Origin of the sequence: Gellertiella hungarica (genome assembly GCF_014197145.1) — a bacterium.
GTDB lineage: Bacteria > Pseudomonadota > Alphaproteobacteria > Rhizobiales > Rhizobiaceae > Gellertiella > Gellertiella hungarica.
The window spans coordinates 479,588-498,419 of sequence record NZ_JACIEZ010000003.1; the positions used below are offsets into that span (position 1 = coordinate 479,588).

The window sequence follows — 18,832 nt, forward strand, 5'->3', positions numbered from 1 at the left end:
AGTTTGAAGTCCCGGCCCGAACGATCGGTTCAGGCGCACCTACATTAGCATGGACTTCTTTTTGCGAAAGTCCCCGAGAGGGAGGCAGCCAACAAAAAAGGGGGCCGAGGCCCCCTTCGCGAATCGACGACGCCGTCAGGTTTCAACGGCGCGGGCCACGGGCCACGCGCTCGATCTCCTCGCGCACGAGACGCTCCACCAGCGTCGGGAGGTTGTCATCGAGCCATTCCTGCAGCATGGGGCGGAGCAGGTCCTGGGCGATTTCATCGAGAGAGCGCTGTGCGGTGAGGTTCACCATTTCCGCCAGTTCGTGGAAGGAGCGTGCGACCTGTTCACCGGTTTCGCGCGAAACCAGAGAGGTAACCTGTTCCTGAAGGTCGACCTTGGGCGCCTCGAACGGCCTTTCCTCGGCTGTGACCGGCTCATCCATAAGGGCGGCCGCGGCTTCGGCCAGACTGTCGATCTGCGGCGCTGCGGCCGGTTCTTCGCTCCGGGTTTCGCGAAGCTCTTCCGCTGCGGGCTGTGCCGGAGCGGAAGTTGGACGGGCGATGGCCTCCACGGGGCGGATGACAGGTGCGGCGCGCAGTTCAACGGCGCGTGCGGTTTCGGGCTCCGGCGCAGGCGGCGCGACGCGGGCCGTCTCCGTGCGTTCGGAAGCGGCGCGGACACGGGCGGCGACATCCGCCAGCGAGATGGAGCGGGCTTCCTCCTCACGGCGCGGCGCAGGGGGCTGCTCTGCCGGCGAATTGGCTGCAAGCGGCGGAGAAACGGCAGCGGCCGGCTGCGGACGAACCTGGGAAACGGCCACCGGGCGTTCCACCGGCTGGTTCTGGGGAGCGGCCTGAGGCGCCGGACGCGCAGCAGGCACGAAGGACGGAAGCTCGTCCTCGATCGTCAGGCGGATCTCGTCAACCAGCGCCGCACCCTGATCTTCCTCGACCACATCCATGGAAGCCAGACGCGCCAGCTCGGAATTGGCCTGATCGGGCTCGTTGCTTTCGATGATCCGGCGGATGGAGGCCAGAATTTCTTCCATGGAGGGTTCACGCGCTACACTTGGCTGAGCCATAACATTCCCCGTTTCAATCCTCGTTCCGCATGCCCGGAAACAGAAAGCCGGAAAGGCACCTGCCCTGGTGGCCGCGATATCGCCAGCGCTACGGACAAACAACAGTCGTCAGCCATCCGTTCCGCTTCGATTACCCCGAAGACTACGGGAAACCCGAACGGAAAAAAACAGCGTGAATCAACAATTAAGGATGATGCACAGGATTTATGGCCGCGCGGTGGCGGCCATGAACGCGATTTACTTGATGTCGACGGTGCGAAGGCCGAACCACTTGTCCTTGACGGCCTCGTAGTGGTCGTTGGAGCGGTATTCCGCGACCTGAAGACCCTGGTCGGCCACAGTCAGGCGACCCATCGCAGCGAGTGCGGAATAGCTGGCGACCACGGCATTGCGGCCGGACTGGGCGAGGCTTTCCTTGGCGTTCAACACCTGCTGCTGTGCATTCAGCACATCCAGCGTGGTTGCCTGTCCGACATTGCGCTCCTCGATCACGCCCTCAAGCGCGAGCTTGGCGGCATTGAGCTGCTGCTGGTTGGCGCTGATGGCGGCCTGTGCGGCCTCCAGCTGGGCATAGGCCGACACGACCATCTGCTGGATCTGCGCGCGGACGGAGTCGACGCGGATCTGCTGTGCACCCAGATTTTCCTTGGCCTGGCGAATGCGGCCATATTCGGCGCCGCCCTGGTAGATCGGGATCGTCACCTGCGCGGTGATGGAACCGGCCGTGCTGTCATTGCCGGCGGAGGAGAGGAAGCCCCCCTCCAGATCGGAGCCGGAGCGGCCGACGGTGCCCTTCAGGGAAACGCCGGGCAGAAGCGTGCCGTTTGCCTCATCGACCTGATAGCCGGCGGCATCCACCGCGTGTAGCGCGGCCTTGACCGAGGGGTGCTGGGTCATCGCAACCTGGACGGCGCTGTCCAGCTGGCGCGGCAGGCCGCTGGAAGCGGGAGCCGGCTGGCGGATGTCGCGCGGCTCTTCGCCGACGATCTGGACATAGGTGGCGCGGCTGATCTTCAGCTGGGCAACGGCAGCGGCAAGCAGCGCCTTGCCGGCGGCAAGCTGCGCTTCCGCCTGGCTGACATCGGTGCGGGTGCCCTCACCCACGTCGAGGCGGGTCTTGGCGGCGTTCAGCTGCTCGTTGAGGAAGGCGAGGTTCTGCTTGCGGATGGCGACGACCTGCTGGTCGCGCGCGATATCCGCATAGGCCTGGACCGCGGACAGCAGGATCTGGATCTCGTTGGCCTTCAGGTTTTCCTGCCCGGCATAAACGCCCGATTCGGCCGAGCGAACCCTGCTCAGTGTCTGAAATCCGTCGAAAATGACCTGGGTGATGGAGATGCCGACTTCGCCGGAACGGTAGGTGTAATCATCCGCACCCGAGCTCATGTCCCGCACGTTGGTGACGGTGCCCGACGCGGAGGCGCCGATCTGGGGCCGGTAGCCGGCCTTGGCGATCGTGACGTTTTCATCCGTGGCGCGCAGGGCGGCCCGGGCGGAGTTCAGATCGGGATTGTTGGCATATGCCTTTGCAAGGGCGCCTTTCAGGCTCTCTGCCGAGACAGGCGCCGCGGTGGCGAAAACCAGGGGAAGCGCGACTGCGGCCAGCAAAATCTTACGAAATGACACTGTCAATCTCCAAATCCGAAATCCGGGGAAGGGCAGCGATTGCCCCGGAACCCCGTCCCGCTGCGGCTCAACATGGAGACGCCGACGGTTTACCACAATGAGTTTGTTTACGAAAAAAAAGCGATTTGTATCGTGCTATCGCGCTTGTTGCCCGGACGCAACAGAAAGCTTCGCTTCGTTCCGTAAACCTGCATCCTTGCTCAGAACTGGAATTCAACGGCCTTGCGGAAACCGGGCAAGGGCTTCACGGCGGTGTTGAATTCGGGCGTGCCGCCGATGGTGCCGCGTTCCTTGACGAAGAGATGGGCGCGCGAGGCATTGCCGTAACCGATGACCGCAATCAGGCGCCCGCCATCCTTCATCTGCTGGAACAGCTGTTCCGGGATCTCCTCGACCGCGCCATTGAGGAAGACGAGATCATAGGGACCGTCCGACGCAGCCCCCTTCTCGAGGTCGCCGGAAACGATCTTGACGTTTTCCGAGGAAGAAAGGTTCTTCCGCGCGGTGTCGGCGAGCGCGGCATCACTCTCCACGGAGACGACCGAACCGGCCAGCAGCGCCAGCAGCGCGGTCACGTAACCGGTGCCGGTGCCGATCTCCAGCACGCGATCTTCCCGCGATACGGCAGCGAGCTGCAGGAGCTTTGCCACCGGCGAGGCGTGGGTCAGATAGCGCCCCGGGGCAAGCTCGATGTCCTTGTCCACGTAGGCGAGAGCCTTGAGATGCTCGGGCACGAAGTTTTCGCGCGGAACCGTCAGGAACGCCGAAAGAACGGAGTGCGAGGTGACATCGGTCGTGCGCACCTGATTATCCACCATCTTCACGCGCTGGGCTTCGTAGTCCATCAGTTTCCCCATTTCCATGCGCTGCCGTCCCGGCGCGCAGCCATTTCGATTGAACCCATCAGTTCGATTGACTCGTCATATCCGTGCCGGCCAAAGCTTTCAAGGCTTGCTGCGGCTGTGTAAACAGAAACCGGCCTTGTTGCCATCTTGCGACAGCACACCCTGAGCTGTCCATGGAAATTGCGCGTTACCCCCGGCAAACGGGACGCAGCGCATTGCCGCAGCCCGCCACCAGACGTCCGTGGCGCCGCGATTTTCGATATTCCTACATTTTTATCGTACAATATTAGACCTCTTTAAATGGTTGCAACCTAAAACGTTATTTCGAACGGGGGTGACCGATGAAAGGCGTAATCTTCAATCTCTTGGAAAAAGTCGTCAGCGACGAGTTCGGGCCTGATGTGTGGGACGACCTGATCGAGGCGTCCGGTGCCAGCGGCGCCTACACCTCGCTCGGCAATTACGACGATGCCGAAATCGAGGCGCTGGTCGCTGCGGCTTCGCGCAAGCTCGGCCTCAGCCGTGCCGATATCCTGCACTGGTTCGGGGTAAAGGCAATTCCCATCCTGCGGCAGCTCTACCCTGCCCTTTTCGACGGTCACCAGACCTCGCGGGATTTCGTGCTCTCGGTCAACGAGATCATCCATCCGGAGGTCCTGAAGCTTTATCCGCAGGCGGCCTGCCCGTTCTTCCACATGCAGCGCCGCGACGGCGAGACCGTGGAGCTGAATTACGAATCCCGCCGTGACCTGATCGACCTTGCCCATGGCTTCATCGATGGCGCCGCAAGCGTCTACGGTGACCGGGTGTCGGTGGAACACGGCGTTCCCACCGAGGAAGGCCGCGTCGAAAGCCTCACGGTGCGGTGGCAGACATGACTGGCGAGGGGAGCACTGCCCTCGCCCCCGAGGACCAGATCCGCCGTCTGGAGCGGAGGCTCGAGCGCGAGCGCACGGCAAGACAGGAAGCCGAACGCACGGCAGAATATGGCCTGCGCATGCTCTACGACAAGCAGCGGGATGCGGAGCTTCTGGGCAAGATTGCCTCCCGCGCCAACGATACGCGCACGACAGCCGAAGTATTCGACTTTGCCCTGACGGCGGTTCTGGACCGGACCGGCTGGGCGCTCGGCGCAGCCTATATGGTTGAGGCCGAGAGCGAGAGCCTGCAGCCGCTCTGCGTCAAGGGAGCGAAGGATCCGGCCATTCTTCCCCTGCTGGAGCACGTCCGGGACAATCCCGTTCCCGCAGCCGACGATCACCTGACCCATGCCTGGTGGAGCCACGAGCCGGCGCTTGCCGAAAGCCTTGCAACCGCGCCGATGATCGAGGCGCGGCGGACGCGGGCGCTCGCCGCCGGGCTTCGCTCTGCTGTCGCCATTCCCGTGCTTTCGGGCGAGCGGGTCGTGGCTCTGATGGAATTCATGGCGCCTATCGAGGGCCGCCCGCGCGAGGGGCTGATCGACGTTCTGGTCCAGGTCGCGGCCCAGGCAGCCCGCGTGCACGAGCGGGAGGAGATGGCGCGCCGGCTGCTGCACGACGCCCTTCACGATACGCTGACAGGCCTGCCCAACCGCAAGCTCTTCGCCGAGCGGCTGGACCGCGCGGTGGCCACCTACAACCGTCATCGCTCCAGCTTTTCCGTGCTGTTCATCGACCTCGACCGGTTCAAGGCGGTGAACGACACGCTGGGCCATGCGGTCGGCGATACGCTGCTGAAGGAAGTCGCGACCATTCTCAAGGCCGCCGCCGCCGCGAGGCGCGCAACCGCCAAGGCCACCATCGCCCGCATGGGCGGAGACGAATTCTGCATCCTCATCGAGGACGAACATTCGCTGGGCATGGCGGAAGGACTGGCAAACGACATCATCCGCGAAGTGCGCCGGACGATGACAATCCAGGGGCACCCGGTCCGGATCGGGGCGAGCGTGGGAATAGCGGCCGCGCACCGCAGCTACGCCAACGGATCGGAGCTGCTCCGCGATGCCGATACCGCCATGTACGAGGCGAAGGCCTCGGGGCGGGGTCAGGTGAAGATCTTCAGCACGCTGCCGAAGGATCGCAACTTCAGGCGCGAAAAGCTGATACAAGACCTCGTCGAAGCTGCCGCTGGCGATTTTGCCGGTTTTTCTCTGGTCTTCCAGCCGGTGGTTTCGCTGAAGGACGGCGGCATCCGCGGCTTCGAGGCGCTGGCCCGCTGGCAGACCCCCGATGGCGAGGACGTGCCGCCGACGGAATTCGTCGGAATAGCTGAAAACTGCGGTCAGATCGCAGCCCTCGGCAACTGGATCCTCGACCGGGCGCTCGCGGCGCTGGCCGAGTTGCAGGCCGCATCGCCCTCCCCGCTCAGCATGAGCGTCAACATCTCCCAGAAACAGCTGACGCCCGAATTTGTCGGGACGATCGCGGCGTCGCTCGCCCGCCATGGACTGAACGCCCGTGACCTGTGTCTGGAGCTGAAGGAAGGCGTCGCCGTGGGGCTGGAGCCGCAGGCGGCACGGCTGATTGCCAGCATCAAGCAGATGGGCGTTTCCCTCGTGGTGGACGATTTCGGCTCCGCCTACTCCGCCTTTGCCAATGTCCGGCGCTTCCCGGCGGAAACGCTGAAGATCGACAGTGCCTTCGTCCGCGCCATTGCAGAGGATCCGGGTGGCATCGAGATCGCCCGGGCGCTGGTGGCGATGGCCCATGACCTCGGCATCACCGTTTCTGCCGGCGGAACGGAAACGGCAAGGCAAGTGGAAACGCTGGGCGAAATCGGGTGCGACGAGGCGCAGGGCAACTTCTTTTCCCGGCCCATGGACATGGAGACCGCACGCACCATCCTCGCCCCGGTTCCTGTCGCGACGGAGAGTGCCGACAGGGCACGCCCTGCAAGCCGCCCCCTGGCCGGCTGAACAGCGCGGACCAATCGCCATCCCCCCGGCGCGTCCTTCGCGACCTGCCCCACCAAATGCCCTGCTGCGGAGAAGCGGGTCCCTGCTTCTCCCGGGCGGCAGGCTCAGCCGCCTTCAGCCAAAAAGATCGCGAAAAAGAATGACCAGCCGGCGGGGCTTCCCGTCCCGCCCGAACTCCGCATGGCTCTCTGCCTCGGTGACCGTCTCACCCTCTCCCACGGCAGCGAGCCTGATGCGACGGGTTCCCCACACCGGCCGCTCGAACATTTCACCGAGCATGAGCCGATCCTGAAAATGCGCAGCGCCAAGCAGCCGCTCCAGCGTGACCGGCCCTTCCGCCAGTCCGAAGATCGCCCGGACGCCCTCTGTAAAGCTCAGCGTGCCGGCCTCCATGTCCCGAATGGCCGCCCCGTAAACAGTTTCCAACCTGTCATCGAGAGGAGCCGCGAAATGTGCGCGCGTCATGAATACCCCAGTCACGTCTGATTGGCAGGATGACTAGGAGCCAAATCTCAATGCGGCATGAAGGCGATCGCGTGCATTTTAACGATCCGAGTTATATCAAAGTCTAATTTCCGGATGTCCAGACATAAGACCGGATCGGCATGGATAAACGGCGCACCAGGCGTCCTTCGGGCCATGAATGGTGGCTAGAACCGGCAATCACCGGTCAAGCATTGCGGGGCGTTACCGAGAAGCGGAAAGATCTTTATTTCAGGGGGGAAGGATGGAGGCCTCGCCGAGAATCGAACTCGGGTGCAAGGATTTGCAGTCCTCTGCGTCACCACTCCGCCACGAGGCCATCCGGAGGTATTTGCGTGTGGTGGCCGGGTGTTAGAGGAATCGTCCGTGAAAGGCAAGAGCCTGTTTCCGCATGGCTTCGCTTTTCATCATTTTTGATGCGGGGCGAAAAACGCAGGAAGGCTCAACCCCGGTTTCGCCTCGCCTGTCGGCGCCTGAGCCACCACAGCTCGGTTCGCCTGCGAAACCGGCGCACCCAGGGAATGTCCTGCGAAAGCACGAGTACACCCACCGGCACCATCCAGAAGCCGAGGACCGGAAGGAAGCCGAGAAATCCGCCGATCACCAGTCCGACTCCCATGCCGATGCGGGCCCACCGGGCACGCGGCAGCCTGAACGACCAGTTGCCGAGCTTCATCTGTTTTTCCACAGGCGTATCCTCTGCCTTGTTGTTCGCGCGTCGCACCGTGCTGATTTCCCTGTCTTGCCGGCCGCCCCGCCCCCTTCCATATGGGGTGTCGCCGGCGGTTAAACAGTGATCGATGATTTTTTTTGAAAAAAGCGCTTGGCAAATCGGAAAAGCATTTGTATTACCCCGCTCACACCGCGGCGAGCGGTGATCCCTGGTAGCTCAGCGGTAGAGCACTCGACTGTTAATCGATAGGTCGCCGGTTCGAATCCGGCCCGGGGAGCCAGTTTCAAGAAGGGGCCGCGCCTGAATGGCAGCGGCCCCTTTCTCTTTTTCCCGCCTGTTTCGCTTCAGACGAAAACGAAGTCCCCTGCCCACAGGGATTTGACATTCTGAAGGGTTGCGATGGCAATTGCGGCGGCCTTGCCCGTGCCGTCCGGATCGTGGAAAAGCGTCTGGCTTGCGGGATCGAAGAAGAATTGCGCTGCCTTGCCCACCGGCGCCTTGCCCGGGTGAAACTGGCTTGCATTGAGAAGCGCGCCCGCCTTGAAACCGTACTCGCGGCCGATGAACTCCAGCTTGTCGACCCGGGATACGAAATCGGTCAGGGTGTCGCGGCCGTTCGACGCCGGGCCCGCGAAGCGGAAGAAATCCTGCCCCTTCCCGCCTGTCAGCAGATCGTTGCCTGCTTCACCGAACAGGCGGTCGGCACCGTCGCCCCCATTGATCCGGTCGTTGCCGGCGCCGCCGAACAGGGAATCGTTCTCCGCCGTACCCCACAATACGTCCGGCTTCGCGGTCCCCCTGATGGTCGGACTGACATCGCTCACCCGCAGGCTCACCGTCTTGTCGAAGCTCAGGCCGGTGGAATCGGTGACCCGTATCGTTATGGGAACGGTCGCCGCCCGCTCGTAATCGAGAGTCGCTCCCGTCTTCACCATCAGCCGGTTGCCGACGATCTCGAAAGACCGGGATGCGTCCTTCACCAGACTGTAGGTCAGCCTCGCGGTCTCGTCCGCATCGACACCCGTCAGCAAGGCCACCAGCGTTCCTGCCTTCGCGTTTTCGGGGACGACGACGGCGGAGAGGCGGATGTCCGTCGGCGCAAGGGGCCTTGCCGTCACCGATGTCGAAAGACTGACGGCAAGATCGCCGCCCTTTCCATCGGATACCGTGTAGCTCAGCACCAGAGGGCCCGTGTAACCGCCCTCTGCCGTGAGGCTGTATGTGCCATTGGCGTTCTTCGTCACCGTCGCGTGGTCGGCCCTGAGCCCGCTGACCGTGAGTTGGTCCCGGTCCGGATCCGTTATCCCGGCCAGCAGATCCGTCGCAGAAACGGTGACGCTTTTCCCCTGCTCCACCTTCGGCAGGATCGCCCTCGTGCCTGTTACTTCGGGAGCCCGGTTGGCGGCAGCCACTTCGACCGTCAGCACCGCGCGTATTTGCCCGCCGTTGCGGTCCGTCACCGTGTAGGTGATGTTGAGAGTGCCGACATAGCCGGAATCGGGCGTAACGATCACGCTGCCATCGTTATTGAACTGGAGCCCGGCGTGATCGGCCTGCATTTCCTTTATCGCCAGCGAGTCGCCGTCCGCGTCCGTTATCCCGGCCAGCATATCCGCGAGCGATATCTTCAGAGTTTCACCTTTGGCCAGGCGATAGGGGCCCGGCCTCTGGCCGGTCACGGCAGGCGCATCGTTGACGGCGTTCACGGTGTAGGTCGCAGTCGCATCCACTTGTCCGCCCCGGCCATCCGTCACCACGAAGGAAAGCGTCATCGTACCGGCGAAATCCGGCTCCGGCGTCACCGTGAAGCTTCCGTCCCTGTTCCGCTGGACCAGGCCATGATCGGCGCGAACATTCGCGAGCGAGAGGGCGTCGCCGTCGGCATCGAAGAAGCCGGCAAGAAGATCGGAGGCAAGCACGGTGAAGGCGCTGTCCTCGTTTGCCGCAGACAGCGCCGGTCGCGGTCCTTTCAGGATCGGTGCATCATTGACCGCATCGACCGTGATCGTGCGATTCACGGTCAGAAAACCAAATCCGTCACTGACGATATAGCGGAACGTCAGGGCTCCGTTGACATTGTCGTTGAACGTGATGCGGTAGTTCCCGTTGGCGTCCGCCACCACGCTTCCGTTCTGGACGGTCAGCGAGGTGATCGAAAGCTGGTCCCCGTCTGCGTCGGTAATGCCTTCGAGCAGCTTCTCCTTGGTCAGAGTGAGCACGGTGTCTTCGGTGCCGCGAGGAAGCGGCGACTGGGCTCCGGTAACCGCAGGCGTGCTGTTGGTCACGGTTATGCGTGCGGTGCTCTTGGTCTCGTAATCGACGTGGAAGGTCTTTGCCTTCACGCTGTTGTAGCTGGAATCCCCGAGGGTCGCGCTCTGGTCGTCCCAGGTGACGACGAAATCGCCGTTCTTCAGCACCGTGATGTCGGGCACTGTCTGGTTCTTGGTGGTGTTGGTGTTGACGAGGAACTCCCTGCCCACCTTGCGTCCCGACGCATCGAAGATCTGTGCCTTGATGCTCGCCGTGTTGTAATCGGAATTGAGGTCTCCGACCTCGCTGGCCCAGGCGGCAACGAAGAACCCGTATTTCAGTGCTGCGACCGAGACGGAATACTGGTTTCCGGCCACCACACTGTTTACCAGGAACTCCAGGCCGACCTTTTCTCCCTTGGCATTGAATATCTGCGCCCGGATACCGCTACCCGCCACTTCCCCATTGGTTCCGCTGGCATCGGTCCACATCACGACAAAGTTGCCATTGGAAAGACCGGCAATGTCGGCGCCGCTTTGCCGTCCAGCACTCGTGGTGTTGACGAGGAACTCCCCTCCCAGCTTGACACCCTTGTCGGTGAACATCTGCGCCTTGATGCCTTCGCCGCTGTCATCTCCGCGCTGATCCATCCAGACGGCGATCAGTTTGCCGTCCGCGAGGCGGCCCAGCGACGGATATTCCTGATTGCCCGCCCACTGGCTATTGATCAGGAACTCGCCCCCGACGGGTTTTCCGGCGGCGTCGAAGAGCTGGCCGCTGATGCTGGTACTGTTGATGTCTCCCCAGGAGGGGGTATCGTTCTTGGTGTGCCAGGTGACCATGAATCCGCCGTCAAGGAGTCCGATCACCTTCGGCGCCCACTGCGAATTCAGGAGATAGGAATTGATCGTGAACTGGCTGCCGATCTTGTTTCCTTTCCCGTCCAGCAACTGCCCGGCAGTCTCGCTGCTCCCGTTCTGGCCGCTGAAATCCACCCAGACGACGATCAGGTTTCCATTGGCCAGGCGGGTGACGGACGGCACTAGCTGGTTGCCGCTTGTCAGGGTGTTGATCAGGAACTCGGTGCCATTCTTCTGGCCCGACGGGACCCTTGATGCCGGTGTTGCTGGCATCGCCGCCCTTGCCGCTGAAGTCCGTCCAGACGACGAAGAATCCACCGTCGTCCAGCTCCGTTATGGCAGGCGTTCCCTGCGTCAGCTCGGTTTCCGTATTGACGAGAAACTCGTCGGTTGCCACCTCGACGACATGCACCTGCTTGTCGGAAACCGTGTATTCGAGCTCCACGGGCCCGCGATAGCCTTCCTTGGGAACGAAGGTGAAGGAACCGTCCGGCATCCAATCGATCGTCCCGAGGCCCGACTTGATCACTACGTCGGTCACGACAAGTCCGTCCCTTTCGGCGTCGGTGTCGTTGGCAAGCAGGCCGGCGGCGGCGGAGACGACCAGCTTGCTGCCTGGCGGGACCGTGAAGTAATCGGCAGTTCCCACCGGAACCTGATTGGACGATACCACGGGCCGCTTTTCGGTGTTGACAAATATATCCATGGACGGGCACCCCTCTTATCCAGACAGGCCGTCAGGGTAGAATGAATTATTCGTTAACTCTAATATTTAAACGGACTAGTCCGTCGCTCCCGAGACCGACAAAGCTTGAAACTTTCCCACCGCCTGTTCCGTCATCCGCCCGGCGGGCGGATGGCTCGCATCGAGTGCATTCAGAAAGGGCCTTGTCTTGGCATCCTCCTCTCCCCTCATTCTCTGGTTCCGCAAGGACCTTCGGCTTGACGACCACATCGCGCTGATCAAGGCGGCCAGGAGTGGCAGGCCGGTCATCCCGGTCTTCATCCTCGCCGACGAGGGATCGCCCTACGCGCCCCTTGGCGCAGCACAGCGCTGGTGGCTCAACCATTCCCTCGAGGCGCTCGCTAGATCGCTCGAGCAAAAGGGCAGCAGGCTGGTTCTGAGGCGCGGCGCTCCGGAAACGGTGCTTGCGGCCCTTGCAGCCGAAACGGGGGCAAATGTAGTTGCCGTGACAGACCTGCCGGACCCGGCCGGCCGGAAGGAAGACGAACGCATCGCGGGCGTCCTGGAGGAAAGGGGTGTCGCGCTCCACGGTTTCGGCGGGCTGCTGCTGCACGATCCGGAAAAGCTCCGCACCGGCAGCGGGGGCGGTTTTCGCGTCTACACCCCTTTCTGGCGCGCCCTGAACCAGCAGGCAGCCCCTGCCCCGCCGCGGCCTGCGCCGGATGCATGGACCCACCCCGCACGATGGCCGGAGAGCGAGCCGCTGACGTCCTTTGATCTCCTTCCCCGCAAGCCGGACTGGGCTAGGGAATTCGGGTCGCATTGGACACCGGGGGAAAAGGGAGCGCTGGACCGGCTGCACCGCTTCACGGAGGGCGCGCTCAAGGGATATGCTGTGAACCGCGACCGGCCCGGCATCGATGGCACATCGGGCATGTCTCCCCATCTGGCGATGGGTGAAGTTTCCCCCCGGCGCATCTGGGCTGCGGTCGAGGAACGCCGGGAGGGCGAAAGGAACGGCCCCGATGGCGAGGATATCGAGCGCTACCAGAAGGAGCTCGTCTGGCGGGAGTTTTCCTATCATCTGCTGCACCATTTCCCCGAGCTTGCCACCCGCAACTGGACCCCGGCCTTCGATTCCTTCTCCTGGGTGGACGATCCGGCGGGGCTCGAGGCATGGAAGCGCGGGCTTACCGGCTATCCGATCGTGGATGCAGGCATGCGCCAGCTCTGGCGGCACGGCTGGATGCACAATCGCGTGCGGATGATCGTCGCGTCCTTTCTCATCAAGGACCTGCTGATCGACTGGCGCGTGGGGGAAAAGTGGTTTCGCGACACGCTGGTCGACGCCGATCCAGGCTCGAATGCGGCGAGCTGGCAGTGGGTGGCCGGTTCGGGCGCCGATGCCTCCCCCTTCTTCCGGATCTTCAATCCGATCCTGCAGGGGGAAAAGTTCGATCCGGACGGCACCTACGTCAGAACCTTCGTTCCGGAGCTTTCGCGCCTGCCGACCAAGCTCATCCATCGCCCCTTCGAAGCATCGCTGGTCGAGTTGCGCGCCGCAGGCATAAGCCTCGGCAGCACCTATCCGCGGCCGGTGGTGGATCACCGTTTTGCCCGCGACCGGGCGCTCGCGGCGCTGGCCGAACTGAAGGCGGAGAAGGGTCAGCCGATAAAAAAGTAAGGAATGACTGAAACTTCGCAATGGCGCGGTCCGTCTCTGATATGATCCAACCGCCCGCTTGGGGGCCAACAGACGTTTCAGGGGGTTTTATGAACGCAACCTTTCAGACCTATACCAGAGGGCCGGGCTTCAACCGGCCCCGGTTGAAGATTGCGATCATCGGGTCGGGGATCTCGGGCGCTTCGGCAGCCTGGGCTCTCCATCCGCATCACGATGTCATTCTGTATGAAAAGAGCAGCCGGCCGGGGGGCCATACGGCGACAGCGGACATCGATTACAACGGCAAGGCCATCTCGGTGGATACGGGGTTCATCGTCTATAACGAGGCCACCTATCCCAATCTCGCCGCCCTCTTCGCGGAGCTGGAGGTGGACACCCATGCCAGCGACATGAGCTTTGCCCTTTCGCTGGACCACGGGCGCCTCGAATGGGCGGGCGACGGCCTGTCGACGCTCTTTGCGCAGAAGCGCAATCTTTTTCGCCCGTCTTTCCTGCTGATGATCCGCGAGATCCTGCGCTTCAACCGCCAGTGCCTCGCCGACCGCGCGGCGGGCCATCTCAGCCGGCTGTCGATCGGAGATTACCTGAACTGGCGCGGTTTCTCGCCCGGCTTTACCAACAATTACCTCGTGCCGATGGCGGCGGCGATCTGGTCCAGTCCGGCGGCGCGCCTTCTCGATTTCCCCGCCGAACAGTTCGTCAATTTCTTCGACAACCACCGGCTCATCTACCTCAAGCCGCACCAGTGGCGGACGGTGTCCGGCGGCAGCAGGAACTACCTGGCAAAGCTTCTCGCGCCGCTCGGCCCGCGTCTCAGGCTGGATTGCGGGATAGCCGAGGTGCGCCGGGTGGGCGGTCAGGTCGCGGTGCGCGACGTCACCGGCACGGAAACCCTGTTCGACAAGGTGATCTTCGCAAGCCACAGCGACCAGACGCTGGCCATGCTGAAGGATGCCAATGCCGAAGAGCGGCGCCTGCTTTCGGCCATCCCCTACCAGCCGAACCATGTCGTCCTGCACCGGGACGAGAGCCTGATGCCGACCCGGCGCAAGGTGTGGGCATCCTGGAACTATCTGCGCTCCAGCAGGAGCGACTCGAAGGCCGCCACGGTCACCTACTGGATGAACCGGCTGCAGGGCATCGACAACCGTTACCCGCTGTTCGTCACCCTCAACCCAGACCGGGAGATCGACCGGTCGAAGATCTTCGCGGAATATGTCTACGAGCATCCGCTCTTCGATGCCCGGGCGATGGCGGCCCAGGCGGAGCTTCCCGGCATTCAGGGGAAGAACAACTGCTACTTCACCGGCGCATGGACCGCCTACGGCTTCCATGAGGACGGTCTTCGCTCCGGCCTGATGGCGGCTGCGGATCTGGGAGCGCATGTTCCGTGGATGACGCCCGCGCGTCCGCAAAACCCTGTTCAGGTGGCGGCATGACCGCCCTGCCCGACAAAGGCATAAGGCTCTCACGGAACGGCCCGGCGCCGTCCGTGGCGGCCTGCATCTACGAAGGGCAGGTCATGCACCAGCGGCTGAAGCCCTTCGGCCATCGCTTCAACTACCGCGTCTTCTCCCTGATGATCGATCTCGACCGCCTGGAGGAGGCCGACGGGCTCGCAAGGGGCTTCTCGGTCAACCGGTTCAACTGGGTGGCCTTCCACGAGCGCGACCATCTGGACGAGGGCGAGACAGACCTTGCCCGGACGGCGCGCCGGCGCTTTCGCGAAGGGGGCGTCACCGAGCCCCTCGCCCGTATCCTGCTGGTTTCCTATCCGCGGGTGCTGGGCAAGGTGTTCAATCCGCTGGCGGTCTATTACGGCTACGATGCGGAGGGCGAGCTGCGTGGCATGACCTACGAGGTGCGCAACACCTTTGGCGGGCTGCACCGCTATGTCTGCCCCGTTGTGCCCGGCGCGATGAGCGAGGCGGGGCTTCGCCAGCAGGCCGACAAGATCTTCCGCGTGTCGCCCTTCGTCGAGATGAACATGCGCTACCACTTCCGGATGCTGCCGCCCGGCGAGGAGGTGCGCTGGCGGATTCTCGAAACCGATCCGGAAGGCCCGCTGCTCTCGGCCACTTTTGCCGGCAGCCGGCGCCCTCTCGATGCCGCTACCCTGTTGCGCGTTCTCGCCCGTGTTCCGCTGCTTCCCATAACAGTTTTGGGCGGAATCCACTGGGAAGCCCTCAAGATCTGGCTCAAGGGCGCCAAATTCATACCTGAATCAAAAAAAGTCACCAATGCCACCGATTCGTCACAATTGCCGTCCGCCAATTTCCATCCTAGACTGGAACCGGATGCGGCAGGTTCCCGTTCGACATCTGGCGATGGGCACGGGTTGCGGCTGCAGCTCAAGCGATGATTGCTGGAGATAGGTTCTATGTCGAACTCGCATGTTTTGAATGGGTCGGCTGGCAAGGCCGTCGAGCATGTTTCGGTCGAAAATATTTCGCGCATATTGAAGGGCCTTCCGGCGAAGGCCCAGATGGTCCTGAAAAGCCTCGTCCAGATGGACAAGGGCACCCTGCAGCTCACCATACCCGACGGACGGACGCTGGCCATCAAGGGCCGAGAGCCGGGCCCGGCGGCATCGGTCACGCTTCACAACTGGAACCTGCCGCAGCGGGCCATCACGGGCGGGACCATCGCGGTGGCCGAGAGCTACATGGACGGAGACTGGGACAGCCCCGATGTCGGCGCCTTCCTCGAGCTCTTTTTGGCCAACCGGCATATCGGTGACCGGTTCTCCAATGGCGCCCGCGGTCTTTTCCGGCTGATCGAGCGGTTCCGCCACTGGCTGAACCGCAACACCAAGGAAGGCTCGAAGCGCAACATCTCCGCCCACTACGATCTCGGAAACGCCTTCTACCGGGAGTGGCTCGACAGCACGATGACCTACTCGTCGGCGCTCTACGAGGAGGGCGTCACGGATCTCGCGACCGCACAGACGGCGAAATACCGCGCCCTCGCCCGCGCCGCCGGCATCGGTCCCGGTGACCACGTGCTGGAAATCGGATGCGGCTGGGGCGGCTTCGCCGAGTTCGCCGCGCGGGAGATCGGCTGCCGGGTGACCGGGTTGACGATCAGCCGGGAGCAACTTGCCTTTGCCCGCGAGCGCATCGCCAAGGCGGGGCTGGAGGACAAGGTTACCTTCAAGTTCCAGGATTACCGCGACGAGCGGGAGCAGTATGACCGGATCATTTCCATCGAGATGTTCGAGGCGGTGGGCGAGCAATACTGGCCGGTCTATTTCGACAAGCTCAGCCAGTGCCTGAAGCCCGGGGGCCGTGCGGGGCTTCAGATCATCACGATCAAGCCGGAATCCTACAGGGAATACCGCTCCAATCCCGATTTCATCCAGAAATACGTCTTCCCTGGCGGCATGCTGCCGACGGAAGAGCATCTGACGGAACTGGCAGCCGCTGTGGGCTTGCGTGAAACCGGCAACTTCGGCTTCGGTCAGGATTATGCGCGGACGCTGGCCGAATGGCGGGTTCGCTTCTGGGCCGTGTGGGAGAAGGTCAAGCCGCTCGGCTTCGACGAGCGCTTCAAGCGGCTCTGGGAATTCTACTTCTACTATTGCGAGGCAGGCTTCCGCGACGGAAACATCGACGTTCGCCAGATCGTGCTCCAGAAATAGGAGCATCCGCTCCCCGATAACGAGACGGCCGCGCATCGAGCGGCCGTTTTGCTTTGCGCGTCACCAGCGGGTGACACGCCGGACGATCGGGAAATAGAGGCTGTAGGGCAGGAATTTCAGCAATTTCAGCGGCCAGGTGAAACGCTTCGGGAAGGTGATCTCGAAACTGTCCGAGCGAAGCCCCTCATGGATGGCCTCCGCCGCCGCTCCGGCGGTTTGCAGGGCCGGCATGTGGAACTTGTTCTTTGCCGTCGCGGCCGTCTCCACGAAGCCGGGATTGATCACCTGCAGCTTTATGTTCATCCGGTCGAGGTCGAATTTCAGGCTCTCCGCCATGTTGATGAGCGCGGCCTTCGTCGCACCATAGGCCGCGGATGTGGGCAGGCCGCCGTAACCGGTGACGGAGGAAACGATGGCGATCTGCCCCCTGCCCCTCGTCTTCATCGCCGAGATCGCGGGCACCAGGCAATTGACCACACCCGTCAGATTGACCGCGAAGGTGCGCTCGAAGTCCCGGAGATGCAGGTCATGTCCCCGCACGGGGACATAGATGCCGGCATTGAGCACGCAGAGCGACAGCGGCCCGTGATCGTATTCGATGGACGCAAGCACCCGGGTCATGTCGTCCGCAGACGTCACGTCGCCCTCCAGCACGATGATGCTGCCCGTAGCGCCCGCTGCCTCCCGCTGGAGATCGTAGAGCGCATCGTGGGAGCGGGCCGTGACCGCGACGCGATATCCGGACCCGGCAAGCCTCAAGGCCAGCGCCCTGCCGATGCCGGAGCTCGCTCCGGTGATCCAGACGATCCCCTCTTCGGGGGACATCATCCCTTTCTTCATGCGCGGCATCCTTTCCTTGCAGAGCGCCAGCAACGCCCACCATTCCCCGCCAAGGCGGAGATTTGAGGGCGATGAAGCGGAGTTTTCGCGCCCATTGACGCAGGCTACGGATGGAAAGTTGCTGAAACTGCTCAAATTTTGTTCCTTCCCCTGCCGACTTGGAAGATATTTTCTTGTCTTGCCGAGCTTGTGGTCGGAAAAGTCACTTCCTATTCTGAGACCAACCAAAGAGAGATTCCATGTCCGTCCGTCAGTCTGTCCTGGATGCCATCGGCAACACGCCCCTGATCCACCTGAAGGGTCCTTCGGAGGCAACCGGCTGCACGATTCTCGGCAAGGCGGAGTTTCTCAATCCCGGTCAGTCGGTGAAGGATCGCGCGGCTCTTTCCATCATCCGTCATGCGGAGAAGAGCGGCGCCCTGAAGCCCGGCGGCGTCATCGTGGAAGGCACGGCGGGCAATACCGGCATCGGCCTTGCGCTGGTTGCCAATGCCCTCGGCTATCGCACCGTCATCGTGATTCCGGAAACGCAGAGCCAGGAAAAGAAGGACGCGCTGCGCCTTCTCGGCGCGGAGCTGGTGGAAGTGCCGGCAGCCCCTTACAAGAATCCCAACAATTACGTGCGCCTGTCGGGCCGCCTCGCCGCGGAGCTGGCGGCCAGGGAACCCAATGGCGCCATCTGGGCAAACCAGTTCGACAACGTCGCCAACCGGGAAGCCCATATCGAGACGACGGCACCGGAAATCTGGCGCGATACGGATGGCAAGGTGGACGGTTTCATCTGCGCCGTGGGTTCGGGTGGCACGCTTGCGGGCGTTGCGGCCGGGCTTCGCGCCCGCAATCCCGACATCAAGATCGGCCTTGCCGATCCTGAAGGCGCGGCGCTTTTCGAATATTACACGAACGGCGAGCTGAAATCGTCCGGCGGGTCCATCACCGAGGGCATCGGCCAGGGCCGCATCACCGCCAATCTCGAAGGCTTCCGCCCGGACTATGCCTACCAGATCCCGGACAGCGAGGCGCTGCCGATCGTCTTCGATCTGGTGCAGAAGGAAGGCCTCTGCCTCGGCGGCTCCTCCGGCATCAACATCGCCGGCGCCATGCGCCTCGCGCGCGATCTTGGCCCGGGCCACACGATCGTGACCATCCTGTGCGATTACGGCAATCGCTATCAGTCCAAGCTTTTCAACCCGGACTTCCTCCAGTCGAAGAACCTGCCGGTTCCCGGCTGGCTGACGGAAAAGCCGGGCATTACCCCGCCCTTCGAACCCGTCTGAGATA

General features: G+C 62.9%; 15 protein-coding genes and 2 tRNA genes. 8 read left to right on the forward strand and 9 right to left on the reverse strand.

Going from position 1 to position 18,832, the window contains the following annotated elements:
• Window positions 1-142 precede the first annotated feature (142 nt).
• The 3 genes from GGR23_RS10865 to GGR23_RS10875 all read right to left on the reverse strand — a co-directional run bounded on the left by GGR23_RS10865 (window position 143) and on the right by GGR23_RS10875 (window position 3,540).
• Window positions 143-1,036 (reverse strand): DUF2497 domain-containing protein, encoded by an 894-nt coding sequence (locus tag GGR23_RS10865; protein ID WP_343066672.1) that lies wholly within the window; start codon window positions 1,034-1,036, stop codon window positions 143-145.
• 270 nt (window positions 1,037-1,306) lie between these two features.
• Window positions 1,307-2,695: a TolC family outer membrane protein gene (locus GGR23_RS10870; protein ID WP_343066673.1), complete on the reverse strand. Its 1,389-nt coding sequence runs from the start codon at window positions 2,693-2,695 to the stop codon at window positions 1,307-1,309.
• 200 nt (window positions 2,696-2,895) lie between these two features.
• A complete protein-coding gene (locus GGR23_RS10875) occupies window positions 2,896-3,540 on the reverse strand; it encodes a protein-L-isoaspartate O-methyltransferase family protein (protein ID WP_183366393.1) in 645 nt (214 codons plus the stop codon).
• A 341-nt stretch (window positions 3,541-3,881) separates the two neighbouring features.
• On the opposite strand from GGR23_RS10875, the gene GGR23_RS10880 reads away from it, so the two are divergent.
• Together GGR23_RS10880 and GGR23_RS10885 are read left to right on the forward strand one after the other, a co-directional pair.
• On the forward strand, window positions 3,882-4,418 hold the full coding sequence (locus tag GGR23_RS10880) for a heme NO-binding domain-containing protein (RefSeq protein ID WP_183366285.1): 537 nt from the start codon (window positions 3,882-3,884) through the stop codon (window positions 4,416-4,418).
• Window positions 4,415-6,436, forward strand: coding sequence for a putative bifunctional diguanylate cyclase/phosphodiesterase (locus tag GGR23_RS10885; protein WP_183366286.1), 2,022 nt, complete (start codon window positions 4,415-4,417; stop codon window positions 6,434-6,436). Before GGR23_RS10880 ends, GGR23_RS10885 begins: the two co-directional genes overlap by 4 nt.
• A gap of 114 nt (window positions 6,437-6,550) precedes the next feature.
• Here the strand turns inward: GGR23_RS10885 and GGR23_RS10890 are convergent, their stop codons facing one another.
• From GGR23_RS10890 to GGR23_RS10900, 3 genes are all read right to left on the reverse strand, one after another.
• Window positions 6,551-6,901, reverse strand: a complete 351-nt coding sequence (locus GGR23_RS10890) for a hypothetical protein (protein WP_183366287.1) — start codon at window positions 6,899-6,901, stop codon at window positions 6,551-6,553.
• Between the two features lie 263 nt (window positions 6,902-7,164).
• Window positions 7,165-7,238 (reverse strand) — tRNA-Cys (locus GGR23_RS10895).
• Between the two features lie 123 nt (window positions 7,239-7,361).
• Window positions 7,362-7,595 (reverse strand): hypothetical protein, encoded by a 234-nt coding sequence (locus GGR23_RS10900; RefSeq protein WP_183366394.1) that lies wholly within the window; start codon window positions 7,593-7,595, stop codon window positions 7,362-7,364.
• Between the two features lie 202 nt (window positions 7,596-7,797).
• On the opposite strand from GGR23_RS10900, the gene GGR23_RS10905 reads away from it, so the two are divergent.
• Window positions 7,798-7,872, forward strand: a tRNA-Asn gene (locus GGR23_RS10905).
• 64 nt (window positions 7,873-7,936) lie between these two features.
• Here GGR23_RS10905 and GGR23_RS10910 read toward each other — a convergent pair.
• Window positions 7,937-10,684, reverse strand: a complete 2,748-nt coding sequence (locus tag GGR23_RS10910) for a cadherin-like domain-containing protein (RefSeq protein ID WP_343066676.1) — start codon at window positions 10,682-10,684, stop codon at window positions 7,937-7,939.
• A gap of 10 nt (window positions 10,685-10,694) precedes the next feature.
• On the reverse strand, window positions 10,695-11,408 hold the full coding sequence (locus GGR23_RS23205; RefSeq protein ID WP_246365213.1) for a cadherin-like domain-containing protein: 714 nt from the start codon (window positions 11,406-11,408) through the stop codon (window positions 10,695-10,697).
• Window positions 11,409-11,595: 187 nt separating this feature from the next.
• Here GGR23_RS23205 and GGR23_RS10915 point away from each other — a divergent pair, with 187 nt between their 5' ends.
• From GGR23_RS10915 to GGR23_RS10930, 4 genes are all read left to right on the forward strand, one after another.
• Complete coding sequence (locus GGR23_RS10915; RefSeq protein WP_183366289.1) at window positions 11,596-13,071, forward strand: cryptochrome/photolyase family protein; 1,476 nt, start codon at window positions 11,596-11,598, stop codon at window positions 13,069-13,071.
• 89 nt (window positions 13,072-13,160) lie between these two features.
• A complete protein-coding gene (locus GGR23_RS10920; RefSeq protein ID WP_183366290.1) occupies window positions 13,161-14,510 on the forward strand; it encodes an NAD(P)/FAD-dependent oxidoreductase in 1,350 nt (449 codons plus the stop codon).
• On the forward strand, window positions 14,507-15,433 hold the full coding sequence (locus tag GGR23_RS10925; protein ID WP_183366291.1) for a DUF1365 domain-containing protein: 927 nt from the start codon (window positions 14,507-14,509) through the stop codon (window positions 15,431-15,433). The genes GGR23_RS10920 and GGR23_RS10925 overlap by 4 nt, the downstream gene beginning before the upstream one ends.
• Window positions 15,434-15,451: 18 nt before the next feature.
• Window positions 15,452-16,711, forward strand: coding sequence for an SAM-dependent methyltransferase (locus tag GGR23_RS10930; RefSeq protein ID WP_183366292.1), 1,260 nt, complete (start codon window positions 15,452-15,454; stop codon window positions 16,709-16,711).
• A gap of 60 nt (window positions 16,712-16,771) precedes the next feature.
• Here GGR23_RS10930 and GGR23_RS10935 read toward each other — a convergent pair whose 3' ends face one another.
• On the reverse strand, window positions 16,772-17,551 hold the full coding sequence (locus GGR23_RS10935; protein WP_183366293.1) for an SDR family NAD(P)-dependent oxidoreductase: 780 nt from the start codon (window positions 17,549-17,551) through the stop codon (window positions 16,772-16,774).
• 239 nt (window positions 17,552-17,790) lie between these two features.
• On the opposite strand from GGR23_RS10935, the gene GGR23_RS10940 reads away from it, so the two are divergent.
• On the forward strand, window positions 17,791-18,828 hold the full coding sequence (locus GGR23_RS10940) for a cysteine synthase A (protein ID WP_183366294.1): 1,038 nt from the start codon (window positions 17,791-17,793) through the stop codon (window positions 18,826-18,828).
• Window positions 18,829-18,832 lie beyond the last annotated feature (4 nt).